21 protein-coding genes are annotated in these 22,839 nt (G+C 68.7%); 12 read left to right on the forward strand and 9 right to left on the reverse strand.

The genetic code is table 11. The features are described from left to right. The first annotated feature begins 4 nt into the window (after nucleotides 1-4). The 5 genes from ACVTJA_RS01795 to ACVTJA_RS01815 all read left to right on the forward strand — a co-directional run bounded on the left by ACVTJA_RS01795 (nucleotide 5) and on the right by ACVTJA_RS01815 (nucleotide 6,382). Nucleotides 5-1,000, forward strand: a complete 996-nt coding sequence (locus ACVTJA_RS01795; RefSeq protein WP_465833239.1) for a 3-oxoacyl-ACP synthase III family protein — start codon at nucleotides 5-7, stop codon at nucleotides 998-1,000. Nucleotides 1,001-1,026: 26 nt separating this feature from the next. Continuing rightward, nucleotides 1,027-2,580 (forward strand): acyl-CoA synthetase, encoded by a 1,554-nt coding sequence (locus ACVTJA_RS01800; RefSeq protein WP_465833241.1) that lies wholly within the window; start codon nucleotides 1,027-1,029, stop codon nucleotides 2,578-2,580. A 101-nt stretch (nucleotides 2,581-2,681) separates the two neighbouring features. Then, complete coding sequence (locus ACVTJA_RS01805; RefSeq protein WP_465833242.1) at nucleotides 2,682-3,311, forward strand: hypothetical protein; 630 nt, start codon at nucleotides 2,682-2,684, stop codon at nucleotides 3,309-3,311. A gap of 255 nt (nucleotides 3,312-3,566) precedes the next feature. Beyond that, on the forward strand, nucleotides 3,567-5,195 hold the full coding sequence (locus ACVTJA_RS01810) for a hypothetical protein (RefSeq protein WP_465833244.1): 1,629 nt from the start codon (nucleotides 3,567-3,569) through the stop codon (nucleotides 5,193-5,195). A 2-nt stretch (nucleotides 5,196-5,197) separates the two neighbouring features. Continuing rightward, on the forward strand, nucleotides 5,198-6,382 hold the full coding sequence (locus ACVTJA_RS01815) for an alpha/beta fold hydrolase (RefSeq protein WP_465833246.1): 1,185 nt from the start codon (nucleotides 5,198-5,200) through the stop codon (nucleotides 6,380-6,382). A gap of 81 nt (nucleotides 6,383-6,463) precedes the next feature. Here the strand turns inward: ACVTJA_RS01815 and ACVTJA_RS01820 are convergent, their stop codons facing one another. Further along, on the reverse strand, nucleotides 6,464-7,501 hold the full coding sequence (locus ACVTJA_RS01820; protein ID WP_465833247.1) for an alpha/beta hydrolase family protein: 1,038 nt from the start codon (nucleotides 7,499-7,501) through the stop codon (nucleotides 6,464-6,466). A 151-nt stretch (nucleotides 7,502-7,652) separates the two neighbouring features. Between ACVTJA_RS01820 and ACVTJA_RS01825 the strand changes: the two genes are divergently transcribed. Further along, nucleotides 7,653-8,690, forward strand: a complete 1,038-nt coding sequence (locus ACVTJA_RS01825; RefSeq protein ID WP_465833248.1) for a synaptic vesicle VAT-1 family membrane protein — start codon at nucleotides 7,653-7,655, stop codon at nucleotides 8,688-8,690. Nucleotides 8,691-8,727: 37 nt separating this feature from the next. Here ACVTJA_RS01825 and ACVTJA_RS01830 read toward each other — a convergent pair whose 3' ends face one another. The 3 genes from ACVTJA_RS01830 to ACVTJA_RS01840 form a co-directional block, all read right to left on the reverse strand. Further along, the gene (locus ACVTJA_RS01830; RefSeq protein WP_465833250.1) at nucleotides 8,728-8,934 is read right to left on the reverse strand and encodes a hypothetical protein; all 207 of its coding nucleotides are present in this window, start codon (nucleotides 8,932-8,934) and stop codon (nucleotides 8,728-8,730) included. Nucleotides 8,935-8,997: 63 nt separating this feature from the next. Continuing rightward, entirely contained in the window at nucleotides 8,998-9,969 is a 972-nt protein-coding gene (locus ACVTJA_RS01835; RefSeq protein WP_465833252.1) for a chymotrypsin family serine protease, read from the reverse strand. A gap of 114 nt (nucleotides 9,970-10,083) precedes the next feature. Beyond that, nucleotides 10,084-11,469, reverse strand: a complete 1,386-nt coding sequence (locus tag ACVTJA_RS01840) for a serine hydrolase (protein ID WP_465833253.1) — start codon at nucleotides 11,467-11,469, stop codon at nucleotides 10,084-10,086. 169 nt (nucleotides 11,470-11,638) lie between these two features. On the opposite strand from ACVTJA_RS01840, the gene ACVTJA_RS01845 reads away from it, so the two are divergent. Beyond that, complete coding sequence (locus ACVTJA_RS01845; protein WP_465833254.1) at nucleotides 11,639-13,243, forward strand: LVIVD repeat-containing protein; 1,605 nt, start codon at nucleotides 11,639-11,641, stop codon at nucleotides 13,241-13,243. 206 nt (nucleotides 13,244-13,449) lie between these two features. Further along, a complete protein-coding gene (locus tag ACVTJA_RS01850) occupies nucleotides 13,450-14,967 on the forward strand; it encodes an acyl-CoA synthetase (RefSeq protein WP_465833255.1) in 1,518 nt (505 codons plus the stop codon). Nucleotides 14,968-14,983: 16 nt separating this feature from the next. Here ACVTJA_RS01850 and sitI6 read toward each other — a convergent pair whose 3' ends face one another. The 3 genes from sitI6 to ACVTJA_RS01865 all read right to left on the reverse strand — a co-directional run bounded on the left by sitI6 (nucleotide 14,984) and on the right by ACVTJA_RS01865 (nucleotide 17,326). Then, a complete protein-coding gene (gene sitI6 / locus ACVTJA_RS01855; protein ID WP_465833257.1) occupies nucleotides 14,984-15,706 on the reverse strand; it encodes a SitI6 family double-CXXCG motif immunity protein in 723 nt (240 codons plus the stop codon). A 6-nt stretch (nucleotides 15,707-15,712) separates the two neighbouring features. Then, the gene (gene sitA6 / locus ACVTJA_RS01860) at nucleotides 15,713-16,363 is read right to left on the reverse strand and encodes a SitA6 family polymorphic toxin lipoprotein (RefSeq protein WP_465833259.1); all 651 of its coding nucleotides are present in this window, start codon (nucleotides 16,361-16,363) and stop codon (nucleotides 15,713-15,715) included. Nucleotides 16,364-16,450: 87 nt separating this feature from the next. Next, the gene (locus tag ACVTJA_RS01865; protein WP_465833261.1) at nucleotides 16,451-17,326 is read right to left on the reverse strand and encodes a LysR family transcriptional regulator; all 876 of its coding nucleotides are present in this window, start codon (nucleotides 17,324-17,326) and stop codon (nucleotides 16,451-16,453) included. 37 nt (nucleotides 17,327-17,363) lie between these two features. On the opposite strand from ACVTJA_RS01865, the gene ACVTJA_RS01870 reads away from it, so the two are divergent. After that, a complete protein-coding gene (locus ACVTJA_RS01870; protein WP_465833262.1) occupies nucleotides 17,364-18,116 on the forward strand; it encodes an SDR family oxidoreductase in 753 nt (250 codons plus the stop codon). 42 nt (nucleotides 18,117-18,158) lie between these two features. Here ACVTJA_RS01870 and ACVTJA_RS01875 read toward each other — a convergent pair whose 3' ends face one another. Beyond that, on the reverse strand, nucleotides 18,159-18,329 hold the full coding sequence (locus ACVTJA_RS01875; protein ID WP_465833264.1) for a hypothetical protein: 171 nt from the start codon (nucleotides 18,327-18,329) through the stop codon (nucleotides 18,159-18,161). Next, complete coding sequence (locus ACVTJA_RS01880; RefSeq protein WP_465833266.1) at nucleotides 18,326-18,847, reverse strand: Spy/CpxP family protein refolding chaperone; 522 nt, start codon at nucleotides 18,845-18,847, stop codon at nucleotides 18,326-18,328. The genes ACVTJA_RS01875 and ACVTJA_RS01880 overlap by 4 nt, the downstream gene beginning before the upstream one ends. A gap of 335 nt (nucleotides 18,848-19,182) precedes the next feature. On the opposite strand from ACVTJA_RS01880, the gene ACVTJA_RS01885 reads away from it, so the two are divergent. The 3 genes from ACVTJA_RS01885 to ACVTJA_RS01895 are packed head-to-tail and all read left to right on the forward strand — an operon-like array spanning nucleotide 19,183 to nucleotide 22,773. Beyond that, nucleotides 19,183-19,911 carry a response regulator transcription factor gene (locus ACVTJA_RS01885; RefSeq protein ID WP_465840748.1) on the forward strand — a complete coding sequence of 243 codons (729 nt, stop codon included), beginning with the start codon at nucleotides 19,183-19,185 and terminating at the stop codon, nucleotides 19,909-19,911. After that, nucleotides 19,908-21,392: a sensor histidine kinase gene (locus tag ACVTJA_RS01890; protein ID WP_465833267.1), complete on the forward strand. Its 1,485-nt coding sequence runs from the start codon at nucleotides 19,908-19,910 to the stop codon at nucleotides 21,390-21,392. The genes ACVTJA_RS01885 and ACVTJA_RS01890 overlap by 4 nt, the downstream gene beginning before the upstream one ends. 58 nt (nucleotides 21,393-21,450) lie before the next feature. Further along, nucleotides 21,451-22,773 (forward strand): efflux RND transporter periplasmic adaptor subunit, encoded by a 1,323-nt coding sequence (locus ACVTJA_RS01895; protein WP_465833269.1) that lies wholly within the window; start codon nucleotides 21,451-21,453, stop codon nucleotides 22,771-22,773. The last annotated feature ends 66 nt before the right edge of the window (nucleotides 22,774-22,839 follow it).

Here is a 22,839-nt window from a genome sequence, read left to right on the forward strand (position 1 = left end):
CGCCATGCGATACGCCCAGATTCTGTCCACCGGCCGCTACGTCCCCGAGAAGGTCCTCACCAACGCCGACATCGAGAACATCCTCGGCGAGAAGGTGGACGAGTGGCTGCAACAGAACGTGGGCATCAAGGAACGCCACGTCATGGCGGACGACCAGGCCACGAGCGACCTGTGCGTCGCCGCGGCCCGGCAGGCGCTGGAGCGCTCCGGCACGAAGCCGGAGGAGCTGGACCTCATCATCGTCGCCACCGACACGCCGGACTACCTCAGCCCGGCCACCGCGTCCGTGGTGCAGGCCAAGCTGGGCGCGCCCAACGCCGGCACGTACGACCTCAACTGCGCGTGCGCCGGGTGGGTGACGGCGCTCGACGTGGGCTCGAAGACCATCGCCGCGGATGACAGCTACCGCCGCATCCTCGTGGTCGGCGCGTACGGCATGACGCGCTATGTGAATTGGAAGGACAAGAAGACCTGCACCCTGTTCGCGGACGGCGCGGGCGCGGTGGTGCTGGGCGCGGGCGACAAGCCCGGCTTCATGGGCGCGAAGCTGCTGGCCAACGGCGAGTACCACGACGCGCTCGGCATCTACACCGGCGGCACGCACCGTCCCGCCACCCCCGAGACGCTCCTGCTCACCAACGGCAAGCCCTCGGTGCAGTTCGTCCGCAAGTTCCCCGCGACCTTCAACACCGAGCGCTGGCCCATGCTGCTGGACCAGCTCCTCAAGCGGCAGAACCAGACGCTGGACGACGTGAAGCTCTTCGTCTTCACCCAGCTCAACCTGCGCACGATTGAGGCCACCATGAAGGCGCTCAACCAGCCCATGGAGAAGGCCCACTACACCATGGACAAGTGGGGCTACACGGGCTCGGCCTGCATCCCGATGACGCTCGACGACGCGGTGGTGCAGGGCAAGGTGCGGCGTGGCGATTTGGTGGCCTTCTGTGCCAGCGGCGGCGGCCTCGCCATGGCCTCCGCCCTCTATCGCTGGACCGCCTGAGCCGCATGACAGGGGAGGGGACGCGCATGTTCATCGGAGATTGGATGGGCCGGGGTGCCCTCTACTGGCCCGAGCATGTGGCCGTGGTGGACACCGCGAAGGGGGACGCGGGCCGCTTCACGTACCGCGCCCTCAATGCACGCGCCGAGGCGCTGGGCGGCTGGCTGCGCGACGTGGCCGGCGTGAAGCCCGGAGAGCGCGTGGGGCTCGTGGCCCACAACGGCGTGGAGTACCTCGACGCGCTGTTCGCCTGCGGGAAGATTGGCGCCGTCTTCGTCCCCTACAACTGGCGCCTGCACGCCGCCGAGCTGACGGACCTGGTCAGCTCCATCCGTCCGCGCGTGCTCCTCTTCGGTGACGACTTCCGCGACGGCGTGGCCCAGGTGCGCGAGCGCATCGGTGACGGGTTGCGCCTCGTGGCGCTGGAGTCGCAGGGGCTGCCCGGCGCGGACGCGTATGCGACGGCGCTGGCGCACGTGCCCGCGACTCCAGTGAGGAACGACGCGGTGGCGGAGGAGGACATCCTCTGCCTGCTCTTCACCGGCGGCACCACGGGCCGCTCGAAGGGCGCGCGCATCAGCTACCGCATGGTGGCGTGGAACACGCTCAACACGCTGGTGCACGAGGTGGTCCCCGGCGACGTCACGGTGACGCACACGCCCATGTTCCACACGGGCGGGCTGCTCGTGTACACGGTGCCGCTGCTCACCGTGGGCGGCACCGTGGTCATCATGCGCCGGTGGGACCCGGAGGCGCTGCTGGACCTGATTCCGCGCGAGAAGGTGACGCTCTTCTTCGCGGTGCCCACGCAGTACCAGCAGCTCCAGGAGTCGCCGCGCTTCAAGTCCACCAGCTTCTCCACCGTGCGCTTCATGACGAGCGGCGGCGCGGCGCTGCCGGTGCCCCTCATCCAGGCGTGGCAGGCCGTGCACCCGGTGCCCTTCAAGCAGGGCTTCGGCATGACGGAGTTCGGCCCCGGCCTCTTCAGCATGGGGCCCGAGTTCGCCGTGTCCAAGGCGGGCTCCATCGGCCGGCCCAACTACTTCATCGCCGCGAAGCTCGTGGACGACGACGGCCGCGAGGTGCCGGCGGGTGAGGTGGGCGAGCTGCTGCTCAAGGGCCCGTCCATGTGCTCGGGCTACTTCGAGGACGAGGCCGCCACGCGCGAGGCCATCGACGCGGACGGCTGGCTGCACACGGGTGACCTCGCTCGCAGGGACGCGGACGGCTTCTTTTTCATCGCCGGTCGCAAGAAGGACATGTTCATCTCCGGCGGAGAGAACGTGTACCCGCTGGAGCTGGAGTCCGCCCTCTACGAGCACCCCGCCGTGCACCAGTGCGCGGTGGTGGGCGTGCCCGACGCGAAGTGGGGCGAAGTCGGCCGGGCCTTCGTGGTGCTGAAGCCAGGCGAGCAGGCTTCCTCGGAGGCGCTGCTGGAGCACCTGCGCGGCCGCGTGGCACGCTTCAAGGTGCCGAAGCGGGTGGATGTGGTGGAGCGCCTGCCGATTTCCGCGGCGGGGAAGATTCTCAAGCGCGAGCTGCGCGAGGCGGCCATCGTCGCGGACCGCGAAGCCCGCTGAAGCAGCCGCGAATTCTCGCGAGGTCCCCCGTGCCGACGGCCCTCGCCTGCCAGGTGTCGTGTCATCCCGGCGAGTCCCGCCGGGGAAATAGGAGCAACCCCATGAAGAAGAAGCTGCTGTCCGCGGTGATGGTGTGCACGCTGGGCCTCGTGGTGGGCTGTGGTGACGATGACGAGACCACCAACCCGCCCGACAACACCCCCAAGCTGGACACCCAGGCCAACATCCTCGCCTTCCTCGACGGCAAGACGCTGGTGATGAGCGGGGCCAACATCCCCAGCCACCCCAACGGCTACAACGAGGACATCGACTACGGTAACGCCACGCAGTGCTACAAGAGCGTCACCATGACGGTGGCCGCCGGCACCTTCTCGGTGAACAGCATCCCGGGCACCGTGGAGAACTCGCCGGGCGTGGGTCAGCCGGGCGGCACCTGCAACCATGACCTGGCGAAGAACCCGCTGGCCTTCAACTCCACCTCCGTGGTCATGGAGAACATCGCGACCGACGGCAGCTGCTTCGACGTGACGTTCAACTACCCGGGTGGCCTCGTGCAGGAAGGTCGCGGCGGCTTCTCGGCGGACCACAAGCAACTGAAGCTGGAGATCTTCTTCAAGGGCCAGTCCTCCGGCGCGCGCTGCGCCACGGGCGCGGTCGGTGCCGACGGGACGATTACCCTCAACGGTGCCCCGTTCTCCGGCAAGGCGGTGCAGACCTACGCCATCCAGTAGTCGCCGCACTCCCGCTTCCGGGAGGAGGGCGTGCTCCTCCCTCCTTCCGGGCGCGGGCCGGGGCTTCCCGGTGGCTGTCGAAGCACGGAGCACGGTAAATGGCCTCGTCGCCCGTCCCCTCCTCCTGGTGAGGCGTGATGGGCCCCAGGCACGCATCCGCAACACGAACGACGACATCTGAGCCCGGTGAGCCCGGGGCGCCCCTCGCTCGGGGCCGAGGTGGATATGACGGGAAGGTGGCTTGAAGCACGCGCGATGCGGCGCTGCGCGGTGGCGCTGGCGCTGGGCCTCGCGGGACTGGCACTGCCGGCGGCCGCGCAGAGCACGCCGGTTCCCGGCCTCTATTACGGCGACTGGCTCGAGGAGAAGGACCGCGAGGAGGACGCGAAGCCTCGCGAGCTCACCCTCATCAACTACTTCTTCACGCGCCTGTCGCTGACGAACCAGGTGGGTGACCCGGCCGGCCTGCGCGGCGTGGCGCTGGGCCCCATCGGCTCGCCCTCGGGCAGCGCGGTGAGCGTGACGCCTGGGCGCACGGCGTACTTCGTCGAGCAGCGCTGGATTCCCGTCATCGAATACAGCCCCTACTTCGTGGACGGGCTGGCGTCGTTCCGCGCGCAGTTCGAGGTGGACTTCATGTGGGGCCGCGCGGCCAACGCGCTGGGCCAGAACGAGGGCGGCGGCTTCAACGCCGACCAGGTCAACATCCAGACGAAGAACGTCAACGTCGCCATCTACCCCACGCGCATTCCCGCGCAGCTGACGCTGCTCGTCGGCACGCAGCCCGTCTACGACACGCCCTATGACCCGACGCGCACGCCGCTGTCGGACATCATCCGCACCGGCTACAAGCTGGCCTTCCTCGGCAGCGACGCCACCGGCCTGTCCGTCTTCAGCAACTACCTCAAGGGCCAGGCGCGCCTGACGCTGCTGCCGCTGGGCAGCGCGCAGTCGGACCGCGCGGAGAAGAACGACCCGCGGCTGAAGTACATCTGGCTGGCCATGGCGGACTACGTCTACCCCGTCCGCCCCAACACCAACGTGGGCCTGTCGTTCTGGTACCTCAACGACAACACCAAGGGCGACGCGTACGCGTACGAGGGCCTGGTGAAGAGCGGCCCGTCCTCCACCGGCCTCCCCGGCTTCGTGGGCACCGCGCGCTTCCCGATTGAGCGCCCTACCGGCGAGGTGTTCTGGGTGGGCGCGCACTTCAACCACAACATCGACTTCCGCAACGGCCGGCTCGGCGCGTCCGGCTTCGTCATCTACAACGGCGGCGAGTACAAGAGCGCCGCCCCGGACACGTCGGTGCTGGACAAGCTCAGCATCTCCGGCCTCTCCGCCAACGCGGAGCTGATGTACCAGTGGGGCCGCGGGCCGGCGGACGTGGTGACGCTGGAGGGCATGGTCACCACCGGCGACAACAACGTGCAGGATGACCGCTACACCGGCGCCTTCACGATGAACCAGTACGGCATCCCCGGCGCGGTGTGGTTCAACCACAAGATGCTGCTGCTGTTCCCCTTCACCAGCACGGTGAACAACTACGCGGGCGCGGTGTCGGACATCTCCAACCAGGGCTTCGGTTTGCGCGCCGGCATGGCCACGGCGGCGTGGGACATCATCCCCAACAAGCTCAACCTCAAGGTGGGCACGGGCATCGCCAACGCGGGCGCCACGCCGACGCGGTGGAATCCGGACGTGCCTCGCGGGCGCTTCATCGGCGCCGAGGTGAACGCGGAGCTGCGCTACACCATCCGCTACCTCATGACGGTGGGCCTGCATACCGGCTACCTCTTCCGCGGCAGCTTCTACGACGGCGCTCCCACCGTGACGAGCGACCCTTGGGCGGCTTTCACCACCTTCACCTGGTACGCGTTCTGACCATGAGCTCCTCCCGCGCCTTCACCGCCCTGCTCCTCGCGGCGGGGCTGTCCTCCTCCGGCTGCGTGCGCTCGTACGCGACCGAGTCCGCCCTCTCCTTCAAGGACTTCGACTACTCCTCCGAGGGCTCGAAAGAACCCTGGCCCGTGAAGCGGCTGTCGGTGCCGCGCACCGCCGCGCAGTACGGCCTGCCCGCCGCCTTCGAGGTGGCCTACGTGGACATGCCGGCCAGCGCGCCGGACGCGAAGACGGTGGTCTTCATCCACGGCCTCGGCTCGTACCTGAAGTTCTGGCGCTCGCAGTTGGACGCCTTCCACCAGCAGGGCTACCGCGTCATCGCGGTGGACCTGCCGGGCTACGGCAAGTCCGACAAGCCGGGCACCTTCCCGTACACCATGGAGGCCATGGCCGACGTGGTGCGCGAACTGGTGGACACGCTGCAGGTGGACAAGCCGATTCTGGCCGGCCACTCCATGGGCGGTCAGACGTCGCTGTCCTACGCCATCCGCTACCCGGACGCGCTGAGCGCGCTGGTGCTGGTGTCTCCCGCCGGCTTCGAGAAGTTCTCCTGGAAGGAGAAGGCCTGGTTCGAGCGGGTCATGAGCACGGAGTTCATCAAGGCCGCGCCGGAGTTCGCCATCTGGGGCAGCGTGCGCCAGGGCAACTTCATGAACTGGCGGCCGGGGCTGGAGTGGCTCATCGAGGAGCGCGTGCGGGTGGCGAGGTCCCCCGAGTTCGACGCGTACGCCTACGCCAACGTCCGCACGGTGCGGGGCCTGGCGCACAACGACTTCGTGCGCGACAACCTCCACCATGTCACCGTGCCCACGCTCATCGTCTACGGCACGGATGACCGGCTCATCCCCAACCCGTTCCTCCACGGCGGCGAGACGCGCGACATCATGGAGTACGGCGCGTCGCGCATCCCCGGCGCGAAGCTGGTGGCGCTGAAGGGCTGCGGCCACACGCTGCAGCTCGACTGCCCCGAGCGCTTCAACGAGACGGCGCTGGCCTTCGTCCGCGCCGCGGCCGAGGGGCAGGTGCCCGTGCCCGAGGGTACGCCGCCGCAGGAGAAGGCTCCGAAGCCGGGAACCGCCACGCCCGGAACGCCGGCGCCAGAGACCACGCCTCCGCCGACGCCGGCGAAGGAGGGTGCTCCGGCTCCCGCGAATGCTCCGCATCCGTGACGCCGTGAGCCGGTGACGTCGTGAAGTCATGAGCCCCACCTTCGCACCGCGCGAGGGTGGGGCTTCTTCATGAGGGCCGGACTACGGGATGGTGTGGTTGCGCACCATGCTGTACTGCACGGCCGCCGTCAGGTCCTTCGAGTTGAAGTGCCCGTAGGGGTAGGCCGAGTACACCTTCTCGCCCGTCTGGCCGGGGATGCGGGAGGTGTAGTCTCCGTAGACGACGCCGCCGTAGCCGATGATTTCGTCCGCCGTGGAGTAGATGGTGTAGCGGTACGCGCCCTCGTAGCCGCTCGTGGACATCAGGTTGTTGAGGTACGTGGAGCGGCCCACCACGAGGCCCCAGTAGAGGTAGCCCGGGTACAGGCCGTTGGTGGAGCCGCAGGTGGGCGTGGAGGGACCCGTCTGGTAACAGGACGTGAGGCCCAGGTTGGCGCCGGCGATGCCGACGAAGGTGTCCACCGAGCCCGTGAGCGGCGAGCCCACGTTGTAGTCGCCGCCGTCCGCCGAGTCATTGGCGGTGCCGCCGAGGATGGCCTTGCGCGTGAGCGTCACGCCCATGGAGTGGGTGACGATGTCCACCTTGGAGGCGCCGGTGTAGCGCAGCACCGCCTCGATGAACTTGCGCACCTTCATCACGTTCGCCTTCGAGTGGTACTGGTACGCGGACATCGTCGCGCTGGCCGGGCCCCACGTGGTGGCGTACAGCTCGCTCGTCTTGTAGCCGTTGGCGAGGAAGTAATCGACGGAGGCCGTCCAGCCCGTCTGGCCCGCGGTGCCCGTGCCGATGGCCTTGTCCGAGTTGCCGTGGATGAAGATGACGGGCTGGTTCACCACCGTGTCCGTGCTGCTGGCCTTGCCGCCGTAGCTGCCGCCGGACAGGTCCGTGCGCACGAAGTCGTAGGTGTCGTAGCCGTTGGCGGTGAGCCAGCTACGGAAGTGCGTGGTGAGCCCGGTGGTGGACGCCGCGGACTCCGAGGTGCCGAGCTGCTCGCCCGCGGGCGCTTCGACGGCGGGAGTCTCGGGGAGCGAGGACTCGGGCTCGACGCCCTCGCCGCAGCCGGTGAGTGAGCCGAGCAGCAGCGAGCCCGCGAGATAGAGCGAATGCCGCAGACGCATGGACTTCTCCTTCGATGTGTTTTGGAAACGCGCGCGGAACAGAAACGTCCTCGAGCGCGATGCACAGTCTAATGACTGTTCATGCACGCGTCGTCAGCCGAGTGGACGTGAAACACGTTGTCGCATCGCGTCGCGTGATACTCACGTGTGCATGCGCGCACGCAAGGTCGTGATTGAGAAGGCGGGTGGGTACGAACAGCTCCACCTCAGAAACCTGAATCAGGTTTCACCTGGGCCGGGGGAGGTGGTGGTGGCCACGGAGGCCATTGGCGTGAACTATGCGGACTGCGTCATCCGCATGGGGCTGTACGCCTCGGCGAAGGAGTTCGTCGGCTGGCCGATTACTCCGGGTTTCGAATTCTCAGGAACGGTGGTTTCGGTGGACCCGGGCGTCACGGACCTGGCGGTGGGGGCGCGGGTCTTCGGTGTCACGCGGTTCGGCGGATATTCGACGCACGTCGTCGTGCCGCGTCATCAGGTGTTCGCGGTGCCGTCGCGGTTGACGCTGGAGCAGGCGGCGGGGTTTCCCACGGTGTTCCTCACGGCGTACTACGCGTTGTTCGAGCTGGCGCACCCGAGGCCGGGGTCGACGGTGTTGGTGCACTCGGCGGCGGGTGGGGTGGGGAGCGCGCTGTTGCAGCTCGGGAGGATTGCCGGGTGCCGGATGGTGGGCGTGGTGGGCGGGCCGCACAAGGTGGAGGCGGCGCGGGCGCTGGGGGCGGACATGGTTATCGACAAGAGCCGCGAGGACTTGTGGGCGGCGGCGGAGCGGGCGTCGCCTCGTGGGTATGACGTGGTGCTGGATGCGAACGGGCCGTCCACGCTGAGGGACAGCTACAAGCACCTCGCGTCGCCGGGGAAGCTGGTCATCTACGGCTTCCACTCCATGCTGCCGCGCACGGGCGGGAGGCCGAACTACGCGAAGCTGGCGTGGGACTGGCTGCGGACGCCGAGGTTCGACCCGCTCACGCTGACGAACGACAACATGAGCGTGCTCGCGTTCAACCTGTCCTATCTGTTCGAGCAGCGCGGGATTCTGGAGGAGGCGATGGCGCGGCTCGTGGGCTGGGTGGAGGAGGGGAAGCTGGTGTCACCGCAGGTGACGCGCTTCCCGCTGGACGCGGTGGCGGAGGCGCACAAGGCGCTGGAGTCGGGGACGACGGTGGGGAAGCTGGTGCTGGTGCCATGATGGGCGTGGCGAGCAGCGGTGGAGTTGCTCGCCAGCCTCAGGGGTCCTGGCTGCCGGCGTGGATGTCTCCGACGGCTTCGATGCGCACCTGGACGGAGCCCCACTGGCGCGGGACGGCCGCCAGGACTTCCGGGGTGAGTGCCTCCACGTTGACCTTCACGTGGTAGTCACCACCCTCGGAGGCAAGCCCGATGCCTCGCAGCCAGCGCGTGCCAGCGAGGCGCCGGCCCAGCTCGGTCTTCACGCTGCTGGCTTCCGCTCGTGTTGCCATGCCCGAAAGGTAGCGACTTGCATCGGGCACGTCATCTCAGCCGGCGTCGAGGAGTTCGACTCCGAGCAGGTCCAGCACGGTCTCGAGCGGGTTCGCGTAGCTGACTCCGATGCCGAGGAGGCCTCCTCTTTCCGAGCCGGCGAAGAGGAGCCCCACGCCTTGATGGGCTTCATCGACGACGAGGGCACCGGAGTCCCCACTCCTGCTGAATGGACGGCTTCTGCCCGTGACTTCGAGCTGGCCATCAAAGGTGTGGAAGGTACCGCCGTAGTCGACGGTGACCTGATCGACTTCGATGGCGGACACTCTTCCCTTTGTGTAGCCCGTCGTGCGCCCAAGCTTCCAGACCCCGAGACTCGACTGGATTTCGCCCACGGGCGTCATGCCCGCGAGGCGTCGCTTCCGGTAGAGGGGGTGTACTTTCAGGTCATGTTTCAGCAGGGCCAGCGCGGCATCCACCGCGTTTCCATGGGGCTTCATATGGATGAAGCGCTCCAGCCGGGCGACCTCATCGTCCGGGTAGCCACCTCCATCCATGGGCCCCGCCTGCAAGATGGCATCCCCTCGCTTGCCAGCATTTCTCGCGGCGAGCACATGGTTGTTGGAGAGGATGCCTGGCCGGCCTTTTGAATCGATGACGAAGCCACCGAGTGTCCCTGCCGTGACGTTGACATGGCCAATCGAGAGCCCCGGCCTCAATGGACGGCTGCGTCTCCGATAGCGAGCGGAGGCCGTATCAGCGGGTGGCGCCTGGACGGCACCAATGTAGCGGACATCGGCTTCATCGGCGGCCTTGCCTGCCACATAGGCGGCGTAGCTCTGTGCCTCATGGCTCAGCTTCTGGAGACGCACCGCGAGCTTGAAGTCATCTCGCCTGCGTCCAGGCACGATGCCGAGTGCTACGCCTGGAGGCGGCATCGCGGTGCCCTCGCTCCCAAGGGCTTGGGCCAGTACCTCCGAGCGGCCCATTACGGTTCTATGCAGGTTGAACCAGAGCTCTTCCTTCAATGACCTCGCACTCTCCAGTCTCACGCCCATCCCCTTCTTCGGCCCGAACGGAGCCGTTGGTGGAACGCACCCTATAGGTGGGGGCTGACATGGGAGATGTGACAGGTCTCGGAGCTACTCGCGGTCCTGCTCGCGCTGGCGTGCCTTCATCAAGTCGTCGATGCGGCGGCCCAGCGCGGGGATGCGCTGGGTGTAGTCGATTTTCGTGCTCACGTAGGGGAAGCCTTCCTCTCCCTTCGCCGGGTCCGCGGCGCTCGCCACCGAGGGGTCGTAGTAGCGGTAGCCGAGGTTGGAGATGAACACGACGATGTAGTGGCGCCGCGACTGCCCCGGCAGTGAGCGCACGATTCCGCCGTCGCTCCCGTAGTTCTCCGTCAGCCCCGTCTTGTGCAGGAACGTCACCTCCGCCGCCGCGTTGCAGGGCCGCGTGTCCCTTCCGAACGCCATGTCCGCCGCCGTCACCGTGCCGTCCTTCGGGTCTACCCACCGCCTCGGCACCGCCGCGGGGATGCCCGGCTCCGCCTTCGGGTCTCCGCACAACACCGTCGACGACAGCGCCTCGTGCAGCGCCTGGTCCGCCAGCAGCGATTGCAGGTACACCCGCGACGCGGGTGACAGCTCCGTCGCCGTCACCTCGCGGCCGGACGGCGTGCGCCACAGCACTCCCGGTCCTCCCTCGATGAGCAACAGCAGCCGCGCCGTGTCCAACGCCGTCATGTGGATGCTGCCCGGGTTCCAGTTCCGCCCCGTCTCCGGCGCCGTGTCGTTCACCTGCAACGTCTCCAGCCCGAGCTCCGCCAGCTCCGCGTTCAGCCCCTTCATCTGCTCTGTCTCGTGTAGCAGCTTCACCAGCGCCTCGGTGGAGCCGTTGTCCGATTCCGTCACCATCGGCTCCATCCACCGCCACACCGGACGCTCACCCCGGTCCAGCGTCTCCCGCATGAAGTGCCACGGCTGCGCCAGCGTCAGCACGCCCTTGTCCACCAGCCGCATCACCCGGAAGGCAATCATCAGCTTGAACAGCGACGCGGGGTAGGGCGCCATGAAGCGCAGCTTCGCGCCCTCTCTCCCGGGCACCACGTCGTCCTCGGCCTTGACCGCGGCCCAGTCCCTCCTGTCGTCCCAGCGCTCCAGGTCCCACCGCGTGTAGCGCACCGCCGTCGTGCCCCACGTCTTCGGGTCGATGGGCACCGTCACGCCCTTCGGATGGTCCCGCGACAGCAGCACGTTGGCCGCCGCGATGGGACGCCCCTCCGGGTCCAACTCGATGAGCGCCACGTCCACGTTCGGCGGGTGGGCGATGCGCTCGCCGTTGCGCTTGATGTCCAGCACCTCGTCGAAGCCGGACTGCCTCACCGCGTCCAGCAGCTCCTGCTCCAGCGAGGCGGGGCGCTGCGTCTTCTTGCCCGGCGCGGCGGAGGCCTCCGTGCTCGTGAGCGGGAACATCATGAGCAGCGTTCCCGTCATACCCGCGATGAAGCTCCGCGCCGCATTTCGCATGTGCTGGCTCCTGGATGCCGCCCCGCGTCGCCACGGCTGACGGCGTCTGACATTCCACGCCGTATCACCCTCGGCGCGCAACGAACCCGGGTGCTCATCGATATGCCACGGACGGCCGAGCGTTGGCGTTTCTCTTCAGGGGCCGAGCCGAAAAGACGAGGAGAATTGCATGAAGATGGCATTTCGTGGCGCCTGGGGGCGATGGCTGGCATTGACCGCGTCACTGTTGGGTTGTGCATCCGAGCCGGTGGAAACGCCCGCGACGGATGCTTCCCCCGCACAGGAGCTCAAGAAGCAGGACGACGGAGACTGGATTCCGGAGCGGCTGGCCGCGTGCCAGCTCATCACCGACGGCAGCTCCACCGCCGAGTGCGGCACCCCCGAGTCCTTCAATCTGTCCGCCTGTGACACCGAGAGCCTCGCTGAGCTGGACGCGCAGGGGACCTTCACCCTCCACATCGTCGGCGACGGCATCCTGCAGAACGACAACGACCAGTCCATCTCCGTCCTCCGCTTCGGGGCGGATGGCCGCGTCTTCAACGATGGCTACGCCCTTCGCGAGGCTCACGTGGGCTCGGGGGCGTTCTTCCTCACCAATTACGGGACACTGCGGGATGGACGCACGTACCGCTCGTCCTTCGTGGGCTGCAAGGCGCGCGGGCCGAAGCGCGTGACGGGGTGCTACGTGAGCTGCCTCGCGGGCCAGCCGACATACCAGGCCACCTTCGAGGCGGAGAAGGTCTCCCGGCCTCCCAGCGAGGGTGACTCCTTTGGCCTGTCGCTCATCGGCGAGGGCACCGTGCCTCGCGGCATCGCCGCGGACGTCTTCGTCACCCACGGCCATGCGTACGTCGTCGCGCTCCAGGATGCGCTCGCGGGCCCCGGTGGTCTGTATGTGTATGACCTGAGCGACCGCACCGCGCCCCGGCTCGTGAAGTCCATCTACTTCCCGGGCGACAGCTACTGGAACGGCGTGTGGGCCAAGGACGATGCGCTCTACGTCGCGAGCGGCGCGCGCGGCGTGCTCGTGTTCGACATCTCCACTCCGGCCGAGCCCGTGTTCCTCCGCGCGGTGCCCGGCAATGGCTTCCTCAACGCGCACACGCTCTACGTCGATGGCAACCGGCTCTACTCGATGTCCGCCGCGCCCTCGCCGCAGACGCTCATCTTCGACGTCACGGACGCGAAGAACCCCGTGCTCCTCAACCGCCACCAGGACCCGAGCGTCGACCCCACCGTCGCCACCTTCCCCCATGACGCCACCGCGCAGGGGGACCGGCTCTACGTCAACCACTGGCGCGCCGGCCTGCTCATCCTCGACGTGAGCGACCCGCTCAACGTGGTGAAGCTCGGCCAGTACACGTACCCGCGTGCGACGAGCCACACCCACCGCGTGGGTGTCTTCGACGGCCGCGTCATCGCCTTCGAGGGTGGCGAGGACTGGGGCGCCCACCTTCGCGTGCTCGACATCACCGACCCGGCGAATGTGGCGCTCATCGGCGAGTACCGCCTCACGCCGGGCGTCTCCATCCACAACATGGACCTGCGGGGGGACCGGCTCTACGTCTCGCACTACCAGCACGGCGTGCGCGTGCTGGACGTGTCCAGGCCCAAGCACCCGAAGGAGATTGGCTACTACCAGACATGGCGGGAGACCGACCGGATTCGGGGCAACCTTTTCCATGACGGCGCCATCGGCATGCGCGTGCCCGGGGACGGGTATGTGTACGTCGTTGACACGTCGCGTGGTCTGCTCATCTTCCCGGAACTCTGACAGGGCGGCGGTGCGGTCCGTGGCTGCACCGTCTGGATGGATGAGGACGGGCGCTCCGTCATCGAGACCTGAACGGCGGTTCGGTTCTTCGCGCCACCGTCAGGATTGAGGGCCGGGCGCTTCGTCGTTGCACCTCGGCGGGTGTGCCCGGCCCCACGTGAATGGGCCGGGCACTCCGCCCTTCGGGTCGGCTAGCGTACGGGGCCATGCCCATCGTCCATGACTGGCTGGCCCGCCGCGCCGCGCTCGACCCCGACCGCACCGCCCTCATCGACGCCAACAACGGTGAGCGGCACATCTCCTTCCGTCAGTGGGATGCGAACGCGTCTCGCACCGCGTCCTTCCTGCACCACGTGCTTGGCGTGCAGCGGGGCGACCGCGTCGCCGTGCTCGCGTACAACTGTGTCGAGTTCCTCGACCTTGTCTTCGCGTGCGCGAAGCTGGGCGCCATCCTCCAGCCGCTCAACTGGCGCCTCAGTCCGGCGGAGCTGAGCGCGCTCCTCGGGGACGCGGAGCCCGCGGTCCTCGTGTTCGGCGCGGAGTTCCGCGCCCAGGTGGACACCGTGCGTGCCCGCGCGCCCTTCGTGCGGCACTGGGTGTGCCTCGCGCCTCCGGGCCCTGGCGAGCGGGCGCTCTCCGAGCGGGAGCGTGCTCCGTCCACGCCGCTGCCCTCGCTGGAGCTGGAGGCCGATACGCCGTGGGTGCTCTGCTACACGGGTGGCAGCACCGGCATGCCCAAGGCCGCGGTCCTCACGCATGGCTCCATCACCGCCAACGCGGTGAACACCGTAGTGAGCTGGGGTCTGACTTCGAGGGACGTGGCGCTGCTCAACGCGCCGCTGTTCCATGCCGGAGGCTTGAGCGTCTTCACCACGCCGCTCGTCTACGTGGGCGGCGCGTCCGTGGTGTGCCGCAGCTTCGACGTGGAGGGCGTGTTCGACCTGGTGCACCGGGGCGCGGTGAACCTCGTGTTCGGCGTGCCCACCATGTTCATCGAGATGCAGCGCCATCCGCGCTTCGAGTCGGTGGATTTGTCGGGGCTCAAGCTGCTCATCAGTGGTGGTGCGCCGTGCCCGGGGCCGGTGTTCGAGCGGTTCTTCGCTCGGGGCGTGGACTTCAAGACGGGCTACGGGCTCACCGAGGCGGGGCCGAACAACTTCTGGCTGCCTCCGGGGCAGGTGCGCCACAAGGCGGGCGCCGTTGGCGTGCCCCTGTTCCACGTCGAGGCGCGCATCGACGGCGAGCAGCAGCCGGGCGACGTGGGTGAGCTGCTCCTTCGCGGGCCGCACGTGTGCGCGGGGTACTGGCGCCGTCCCGAGGACACCGCTCGGACCATCGTCGATGGGTGGTTGCACACGGGAGACCTCGCGAGCCGGGATGCGGATGGGTGTTTCCGCATCGTCGGGCGGAGCAAGGACCTCATCATCTCCGGCGGAGAGAACATCTATCCGTCCGAGGTGGAGAACGTGCTCGCCGGGCATCCGGATGTGGCCGAGGTCGCCGTGATTGGCGTGCCGGACCCCAAGTGGGGAGAGACTCCGCGCGCACTCGTGGTCGTGCGTCCCGGCACCGCGCCCACGGCGGAGGCGCTCATCGCGTTCTGCGAGGGACGGCTCGCCCGGTACAAGACGCCGAAGTCCGTGCGCTTCATCGACGCGCTGCCTCGCACGTCACCCGGCAAGGTGGACCGGCGCGCGCTCAGTGCGGCGCATGGGGCGCCATAGACGCGTCCTGGCGCCGCTAGCGTGTTGGCAGTTCCTTGAACGTGATGCCGTCCAGCTCGAGGCGGCGCACGGCGTCCATGAAGCGCTCGGTGCCGATAAGCATCGTGGCGAAGTTGCCGACCCGGAACAGGTCCAGCTCCGAGGGGAGGGATGCGGCGTCCAGGATGGGCTCGTCTGGCCTGCTGAAGCCATGTCGGCCACAGGTCGGGCACGGTGGTGGCACGTCCGGGGGGATGCAGTCCGGGTGCAGTTGGCCGCGCGGTTCCACCTCGGGCTCCAGCAACTCCGGTGGGTTTTTCTGGCGAAATCGGAGCTCTGTGCGGCAACCCTTCAGTCCGCGCACGCCTTCTGCCTGGAGCCGCTCTAGCGCGTCCCGCCGCACAAGGAGCTTCAGCCCTCCCACCCAGGCGATGGGCCCGAACTCGCCGAAGGCCCGGCCCACGAGTGGGCCAAAGCCCGTTCCAGGTGGAAGCTCGGCATGGGCTGGCACCAGCGGACGAACAAGCTCGCGAAGGCGCGCAAACTCGGGGAAGGGCTCGGGTCTCGGCTTTGCGAACTCGCGGCGCTCCGGAAGCTGTGAGAGGTCGACAGAGGGGTAGTCGTGGCCAACGTCGCTCCACGTGGCGCCGCACGTGTGACAGCGCACACCGGGTAGTGACAACTGTTGCCATCCATCAACTTCGCCGCCGTGCTTCGCCGTGGCGGCTTTGTCCTCATTCATCCAGAAGAAACGACTCATTCGCACCTACGCTCCTGGACGGGAATAGTAAGGCTGGATGGGGCCGCCGATGAGGTCGAAGCGGTAGATCAACTCCCCCGCATGCTTGAAAATTTCTTCTGGAGAAGCTCGCGGCTTGGCGTCTTTGAACGCCCTCCATGCGTCGTTCCATGCACCGCCACGTCCGTTGCCATCGTGAATTCGTCTGTGGAGGTGAAGCGGAATGGGCATCGTGTAGTTGTGGATTTTGACGCCTTGGCGCTCGAACCACCGCGCGAGGTCTTCGGACTGGGGAAAGATGTGGTGCTTTTCCCAGCGTCCGGGCGCGAGCTGGCGTGACGGCGGGATGACCTGTTGTGGAGCACCGCCCCAGTTGGGGAACACCATGACGGCGCCCTTGGGTAGGTCCTGCGCGCCGCCCCAGTTTCGCCGGGGCCCCATGCCCGGCGCGGCCGCAGCGGCGGGAGGACGTGCGGGCGGGAAGCGCGCCAGCTCGACTTCTCCGGGCAGGTCCCCGCACGGGTAGAAGCCGCAGGCGTCTCCCAGGCAGAGGAGGGAAACGCATTGGTCCCTCTCTGCGGTGTGACACTCCACCTCCGCCTCTTCCCAGGCCTGCGCCAGGGGACTGGGATGCGTGGTGGAACAGCCCAACCACGAGGTGGCAAACACCAGGACCAAGAAAACGCGAAAGGCTCGCAGAATTTGCGAAACCTATCATCCGGGTCCAGGTTGCGGCCCCTCATTCGTTACCAGGCCAGGGGGCTATCAGCCGCGTTCCCTCACCCAGTCGAGCGCGAGGCGCACTCGGCGGGGCAGCAACCTCCGTGACGGGTACACGGCGAAGAGCTCGCGCGGCTCCACGGTGCGTCCCACCACCGTGAGCTGCACGAGCTTGTCGCCATGCGGCTTCAATGCATCCATCGGCGCGCAGACGATGCCCAGGCCTTCCACTGCGGCGGCGATCGCCACCCTCGGGTCGTTCACCGTGTGCCGTTCATTGGGGCGCAGCTCGTCGAGCGAGCCGTCCTTGCGGCGCAGGTGCCACGTCCCTCCGGCGCGGTTGAGCACCGCGGGCACGGACGCGAGCGTGTCCCGGTCCAGGCGCGTCCGGCCATGGAGCACCTCGCGCACGAAGCGCGGTGACGCGGCGATTGCGAAGGGCATGCTCCAGATGCGTCGTGCCACCAGCTCCGCGTCCTGGATGGGACCCATCCGGAAGGCCAGGTCGTAGCCCTCCTCGACCAGCGATACCACCGCGTTGGTCAGGGTGAGCTCCACGTTGATGCGCGGATGCTTCGCGGCAAAGGCGAACAGCGCGGGCGCAATCCGCTGACTCCCTGTCAGCACGGGCGCCGTCACTCGGAGCCTTCCCGCGGGCTCTTCATCGCGGTCCACCGTCCGGTCCAGCACCGAGGCCAGCTCGTCCAGCAGCGGCCCGGCGCGCTCCAGCAGCCGCTCACCCTCGTCGGTGAGGCCCACCTTCCTCGACGTGCGCTGGAGCAGGCGAGCGCCCAGTGTCTCCTCCAGGTGCGCCACCCTGCGGCTCAGCGTGCTGGTGGGCACTCCGAGCCGCTTCGCTGCCTCCACGAAGCTCAGGTGCTTCGCCACCGCCGCGAAGAGCCGCAGGTCTTCCAGAGGCATCGTTCCATTCATGGGATGGAGCCTGCCACGGCGTCCCATGGCTCGCGACACCCGGTACCGCTACTTCTGGGGCATGAACCTTCAAGACCAGCAGGTCGTCATCATCGGCGGGTCGTCCGGCATCGGACTCGGAGTGGCCAGCGCGAGCCTGGAGGCCGGGGCCTCCGTGACGCTCGTGGGCAGGTCACCCGAGAAGCTCGACGCCGCCGCGTCCCAGCTCGGGAACAATCCGCGCGTGCGCACCTTCGCCGCCGACATCACCGAGGAGGCCCAGGTGCGCGAGCTCTTCCAGTCTCGGCCTCCCGTGAACCACGTGGTCGTCACCTCGGTGCATGCGTACTACGCGCCCGTCCGCCAGTTCGACATGGCGCAGGCGCGCCGAACCATTGACTCGAAGCTCGTCGGCGCGCTCAACGTCGCGAAGCATGCACGCTTCGCGGGCCCGGGCTCGCTCACCTTCACGGGCGGCGTTGCTTCGGACAGGCCCGGTCCGGGCGGGGCTGTCATCGCCGCGGTGAATGGAGGGCTGGTGGCGCTCGCGCGCTCGCTGGCGCTGGAGCTGGCGCCGGTGCGCGTCAACGTCATCTCCCCCGGGTGGGTGGAGACGCCGATGTGGGACGTCATCGCGGGAGACGCCAAGCAGGAGCGCCTGGCGCAGCACGCGCGCCGGCTCCCCGTCGGGCGGGTAGGGCTGCCCGCTGACATCGGCCATGCCGTCCTCTTCCTCATGGGGAACGGCTTCACCACCGGCGAGACGCTGCACGTGGACGGCGGGCACCGGCTCGTGTGACGCGTGAGCGCCCGGGCAGGGCGGTGCCCGGGCACGCGGCGCTCAGCGGTGGCTCTTCGCCTTGGCGACTCTCGCCAGCGGCGGACGGGCCCGGGTGCTCGCGACACGCTGCTGGCCCCGGGCGCGCGATGGCGTGGGGTCCACCGCGCGCCGGGACTGCCTCGCCGCATCAGGTGGCGGCAAGAGGAACCACAGCCACGGCCAGGGGCTCACTGACCGCCCCGCATCCTCTGCCGCATCCCCTCGTGCCGCGCGCGGGCTTGCGAGAGGAGCTCGCGCGCCTTCGTCTTCTGCGCGTCGCTCAGCACCGCCTCCGCCTGCGCGTACGCGGCGTCGTCATTGGCACGCACCTCCAGCATGAGCGGCTCCGCCTGCTGCCTGCGCGCCTCCAGCTCCGACGCGTCCGGCGGCGCGCCTCCCGGGAAGCCGCTGCCCGACCGGCTGCCATCTCCCGGCGGCGGCGGGCGCGGCGGACGCAGCGCCTCCAGCTTCTCGATGAGCGGCGCGTTCTTCTCCTCCAGCGCCTGCCGCAGCTCGCTCACCTTCCCCACCTGCTCCGGCGTGAGGGCGAGCGTCTCCCGATTCTCCAGCAGCAACTCCAACGACGACGGCGGTCGCCGCCGCATCATCTCCCCGCCTCCCGAGCCACGCTGCGCCGCCGCATCCTGCGCGCACGCCAGCAGCGGGAACGCCATCACCATCACCAGGGGCAACTTCTTCCAACAGGCCATGACTTCCTCCGTTACACATGAGTCAGAGCTGCCCTGCCGTCCTGCGCCTGCCCGGCAGGTCCCCCGACTCTTCACGGTGCAATCTGGACCCTGCCCATGTCCTGGAGATGAACCCCCCATTACGGCATGTGTCGGAGGCCATCCCGCGCCCCGTAACATTTCGTCATCGCCTGGAAGTGTTACGGAAAAGGGCCGGTGAGAACTTGCACTCGTGGCCCGGCGGTAAAGTCTTCCGACTCGCCTTCAAGACGAGACCAGACACCCCTCCAAGGCCTCCGGACCACACCTTTCATTGTTACCCTTCCGGAGAGTGCTCAATGCGGGAGATACAGTTCATGGAGCAGCCCACGCATCCGGCCCCGGAAGAGGGCACCGTCCAGGTCCTGCTCGTCGAGGATGACGAGCGACTGGCCCGCCTCACCAGCCGCTACCTCCAGGAGCACGGTGTCGTCGTCACCATGGCCCACTCCGGAACGGACGCGCTCGCGGAGGCCAGCCGTCACACCTTCGACGTCGTCCTGTTGGACCTCATGCTCCCCGGCCGCGATGGCCTGGAGGTGTGCCGCGAGCTTCGCGGCCGCACCGACGTGCCCATCATCATGGTGACGGCGCGCGGCGAGGAGGCCGACCGCGTGCTCGGCCTGGAGACGGGCGCGGACGACTACCTTCCCAAGCCCTATTCGTCGCGCGAGCTGCTCGCGCGCATCCGCGCCCAGGTGCGGCGCGCCCGCGGCAAGGCCGGCCCCGCCACCCAGCCCGTGCACGTGGGCCGGCTCACGCTGGACCCGCGCAGCCTCAAGGCCACGCTGGACGGCAAGGTGCTGCACCTCACCACGTACGAGTTCGGCCTGTTGCGCGTGCTCGCCGAGCGCGCCGGCCGCGTGCTCAGCCGCGAGCAGTTGCTGGATTTGGTGAAGGGCAGCGCGGACGAGGTGTTCGACCGCTCGGTGGACGTGCACATCTTCCGGTTGCGGCAGAAGCTGGAGGTGGACCCTCGCAACCCCACATTGCTGAAGACGGTACGCGGAGCAGGCTACATGCTCGCCACCGGGGATGAGACTTGAGCGGATTCTCCTTTCGTCGTCCTGGTCGGCTGCTGCTGCGCATCTACATGGTGGGCCTCGCGCAGCTCGTGCTCGTCAGCGCGGTGCTGTACCTCGCGCGCTCGCTCGTGCTGGAGAAGCCCTTCAAGCACGGCTTCGTCCGGAACATCCAGTACAACGCCCGTGAGTGGGGAGAGCTGCGGGACGACCCGGAGGCGCTCCAGGCCTCGCTGGCGCGCGCGGCGAGGTTCCTCGACGCGGAGGTGACGGTTCGTGACGCCTCCGGTCGGCTCATCGCCGCCAACACGACCCACCCCATTCCGCCGCTGAGCTCCGCGCAGGTCTCGGCCCTCTCATGGCCAGTGAGCAGTCAGGGGCCAGGGCCGCGCGGCGGCGGTCCACCTCCGGGCGGTCCGCCTCGTGGCGGTCCGCCTCCAGGTGGTTCGCCGCAGGGGCCACCGGCTCCCTTTCCCGTGCTCACGCTGCCCATTCCCGAGAGCGGGCCGGTGGAGGCGTACATCTCCATCTCCATGCGCCCGCCCAGTCCTCCCGCGGAGAACACCACGTTCATCGTGGCCGCGGTGCTGGTGTGCACGGCGATTACGTCGCTCGTCTTCGCGCGCACGCTGGCGGGGCCGCTCCAGCGATTGGCAACGGTGGCGCGCGACTTCGGCGCGGGGAAGCTGGGCACGCGCACCGGCTTCCGCCGCCGCGACGAGCTGGGCGAGGTGGCCGAGGCCTTCGACGAGATGGCCGGCCGCATCACCCACCTGTTGCGCTCGCAGAAGGAACTGCTGGCCAACGTGTCCCACGAACTGCGCACGCCGCTGTCCCGCATCCGTGTGGCGCTGGACCTGGCCTCGGAAGGTGACGCCGCCACCGCGCGTGAATTGCTCACCGACATCACGGAAGACCTATCCGAGCTGGAGCGCCTGGTGGAGGACGTGCTCACCGCCGCGAAGTTGGATTTGTCCAACGAGGGCTCCATCGCCGGCGCGCCGCCGCTGCGCAGGGAGCGCGTGGACGCGCGCGTCCTGGTGGACAAGGCCGCGAGCCGCTTCCGCACGTCCCGTCCCTCGCACACGCTGGAGGTGAGTGTGGACGAGTCGTTGCCCACGCTGGAGGCGGACCCGGTGCTGCTGCGCCGCGTGCTGGACAACCTGCTCGACAACGCGGGCAAGTACTCCGAGCCGCGCACCACCGTGCGCCTGCGCGCGCGCGCCACCGGGCAGGGGCTTCAGTTCGAGGTGGCGGACCAGGGCATCGGCATCGAGGCGGCGGACCTGCCGCGCGTGGGGACGCCGTTCTTCCGCACGGACCGCAGCCGCGCCCGGAAGACGGGTGGCGTGGGGCTGGGCCTCACGCTGGCGCGGCGGATTGTCGACGCGCACGGTGGGACGCTCACGCTCGAGAGCCGTCCGGGCGAGGGGACGACCGCCCGCATCACCCTTCCCGCCGCTCCGGCGGACGGGCAGGCGGAGGCGGCCTCGGCCCACGCGTGACACCGGCCGTAATCCGGTCGTCATTCATTGAAATGAAGCGTCCCGTACATCTGGGCGCATGAAGGTCGTGAGCGAAGCGCCGCGGAGCCTGGAAGTCACCGCTCCCGCGGTCCCCGAGGTGGATGAGAAGAAGCGCCGCATGCCGTGGTGGGGCTGGGCGCTGTTGGCGGTGGCGGTGGTGGGCGCGGCGGGCTACTGGCGCGTCAGGAGCCGCCCGGTGGACCCCACCGCCGCGTTCCAGACGGCGAAGGTGGAGCCGCGGCGCATCACCACGAAGGTGACGGCCACCGGCACCCTGTCCGCGCTGGTGACGGTGGAGGTCGGCAGCCAGGTCTCCGGCCGCATCCAGGAGCTGCTGGCCGACTTCAACTCCGAGGTGAAGAAGGGCCAGGTCATCGCGCGGTTGGACCCGCAGTTGCTCAACGCGGCGGTGGAGCGCGCGAAGGCGAACCTGGTGGCGGCGCGCGCCAGCGTCACCAAGGCGCGCGTGGCGGCGGAGAACGCACGCAAGCAGGCCGAGCGCTCACGCACGCTGCGCCAGCAGCAGTTCATCTCGCAGGCGGACCTGGAGACGGCGGAGGCCACGGCGGAGACGGCTCGCGCGGAAGTGGCGGCGATGGAGGGCCAGCTCGCGCAGGCCCAGGCCGCGCTGTCCGAGGCCGAGGTCAACCTGCGCAACGCCACCATCGTCTCGCCCACCGACGGCGTGGTCATCTCGCGCGACGTGGACGTGGGCCAGACGGTGGCCGCGTCCCTCCAGGCGCCGAAGCTGTTCACCATCGCCGAGGACCTGCGGAAGATGCAGGTGCACACCAGCGTGGCCGAGGCGGACGTGGGCCGACTCCAGGCGGGCATGGCGGCGACGTTCACCGTGGACGCGTGGCCGGGGGAGCACTTCACCGGCACCATCCGGCAGATTCGCAACGCGGCGACGACCACGCAGAACGTCGTCACGTACGACGCCGTCATCGACGTGGCCAACACGGACCTGAAGCTCAAGCCGGGCATGACGGCCAACGTCACCATCGTCACCGCGAAGAAGGACGACGTGCTGGCGGTTCCCAATGCGGCGCTGCGCTTCCGGCCCGCGGCTCCCGAGGGTGCTCCGGCGGAGGCCGCGGCTCAGGACCGCGTCGAGGATGGCAGCCGCGTGCTGTACGTGCTGCGTCCGGGAGCGCGGGGCCCCGTGCCCGCGCGAGTGCGGACGGGACTGACGGACGGCAGCTTCACGGAGCTGGTGGAAGGGGACCTGCACTCGGGCGACACCGTCGTCACCGGGCAGACCACCACGAGCACGGCGGCGTCGTCATCGTCGGCGGGACCGGGTGGCATGGGCGCGCGGTCCGGCGGCATGCGGCCTCCGGGACGAGGGCCGTTCTAGGCGCGGGATGCGGACGCCGGCACGCGAGACGAAACACCGGTGCGGCGTCATCGCCCGAGTCGCTCC

Source organism: Pyxidicoccus sp. M6, from assembly GCF_055568925.1.

What these genes read in the sequence shown, in the direction of transcription:
- ACVTJA_RS01795 (WP_465833239.1), top strand. Translation starts at nt 5, where the DNA reads ATGCGATACGCCCAGATTCTGTCCACCGGCCGCTACGTCCCCGAGAAG.
- ACVTJA_RS01825 (WP_465833248.1), top strand. Translation starts at nt 7,653, where the DNA reads ATGCGCGCACGCAAGGTCGTGATTGAGAAGGCGGGTGGGTACGAACAG.
- ACVTJA_RS01885 (WP_465840748.1), top strand. Translation starts at nt 19,183, where the DNA reads ATGGAGCAGCCCACGCATCCGGCCCCGGAAGAGGGCACCGTCCAGGTC.
- ACVTJA_RS01870 (WP_465833262.1), top strand. Translation starts at nt 17,364, where the DNA reads ATGGCTCGCGACACCCGGTACCGCTACTTCTGGGGCATGAACCTTCAA.
- ACVTJA_RS01810 (WP_465833244.1), top strand. Translation starts at nt 3,567, where the DNA reads ATGCGGCGCTGCGCGGTGGCGCTGGCGCTGGGCCTCGCGGGACTGGCA.
- ACVTJA_RS01865 (WP_465833261.1), bottom strand. Translation starts at nt 17,326, where the DNA reads ATGCCTCTGGAAGACCTGCGGCTCTTCGCGGCGGTGGCGAAGCACCTG.
- ACVTJA_RS01895 (WP_465833269.1), top strand. Translation starts at nt 21,451, where the DNA reads ATGAAGGTCGTGAGCGAAGCGCCGCGGAGCCTGGAAGTCACCGCTCCC.
- ACVTJA_RS01820 (WP_465833247.1), bottom strand. Translation starts at nt 7,501, where the DNA reads ATGCGTCTGCGGCATTCGCTCTATCTCGCGGGCTCGCTGCTGCTCGGC.
- ACVTJA_RS01800 (WP_465833241.1), top strand. Translation starts at nt 1,027, where the DNA reads ATGTTCATCGGAGATTGGATGGGCCGGGGTGCCCTCTACTGGCCCGAG.
- ACVTJA_RS01815 (WP_465833246.1), top strand. Translation starts at nt 5,198, where the DNA reads ATGAGCTCCTCCCGCGCCTTCACCGCCCTGCTCCTCGCGGCGGGGCTG.
- ACVTJA_RS01805 (WP_465833242.1), top strand. Translation starts at nt 2,682, where the DNA reads ATGAAGAAGAAGCTGCTGTCCGCGGTGATGGTGTGCACGCTGGGCCTC.
- ACVTJA_RS01880 (WP_465833266.1), bottom strand. Translation starts at nt 18,847, where the DNA reads ATGGCCTGTTGGAAGAAGTTGCCCCTGGTGATGGTGATGGCGTTCCCG.
- ACVTJA_RS01850 (WP_465833255.1), top strand. Translation starts at nt 13,450, where the DNA reads ATGCCCATCGTCCATGACTGGCTGGCCCGCCGCGCCGCGCTCGACCCC.
- ACVTJA_RS01840 (WP_465833253.1), bottom strand. Translation starts at nt 11,469, where the DNA reads ATGCGAAATGCGGCGCGGAGCTTCATCGCGGGTATGACGGGAACGCTG.
- ACVTJA_RS01845 (WP_465833254.1), top strand. Translation starts at nt 11,639, where the DNA reads ATGAAGATGGCATTTCGTGGCGCCTGGGGGCGATGGCTGGCATTGACC.
- sitI6 (WP_465833257.1), bottom strand. Translation starts at nt 15,706, where the DNA reads ATGAGTCGTTTCTTCTGGATGAATGAGGACAAAGCCGCCACGGCGAAG.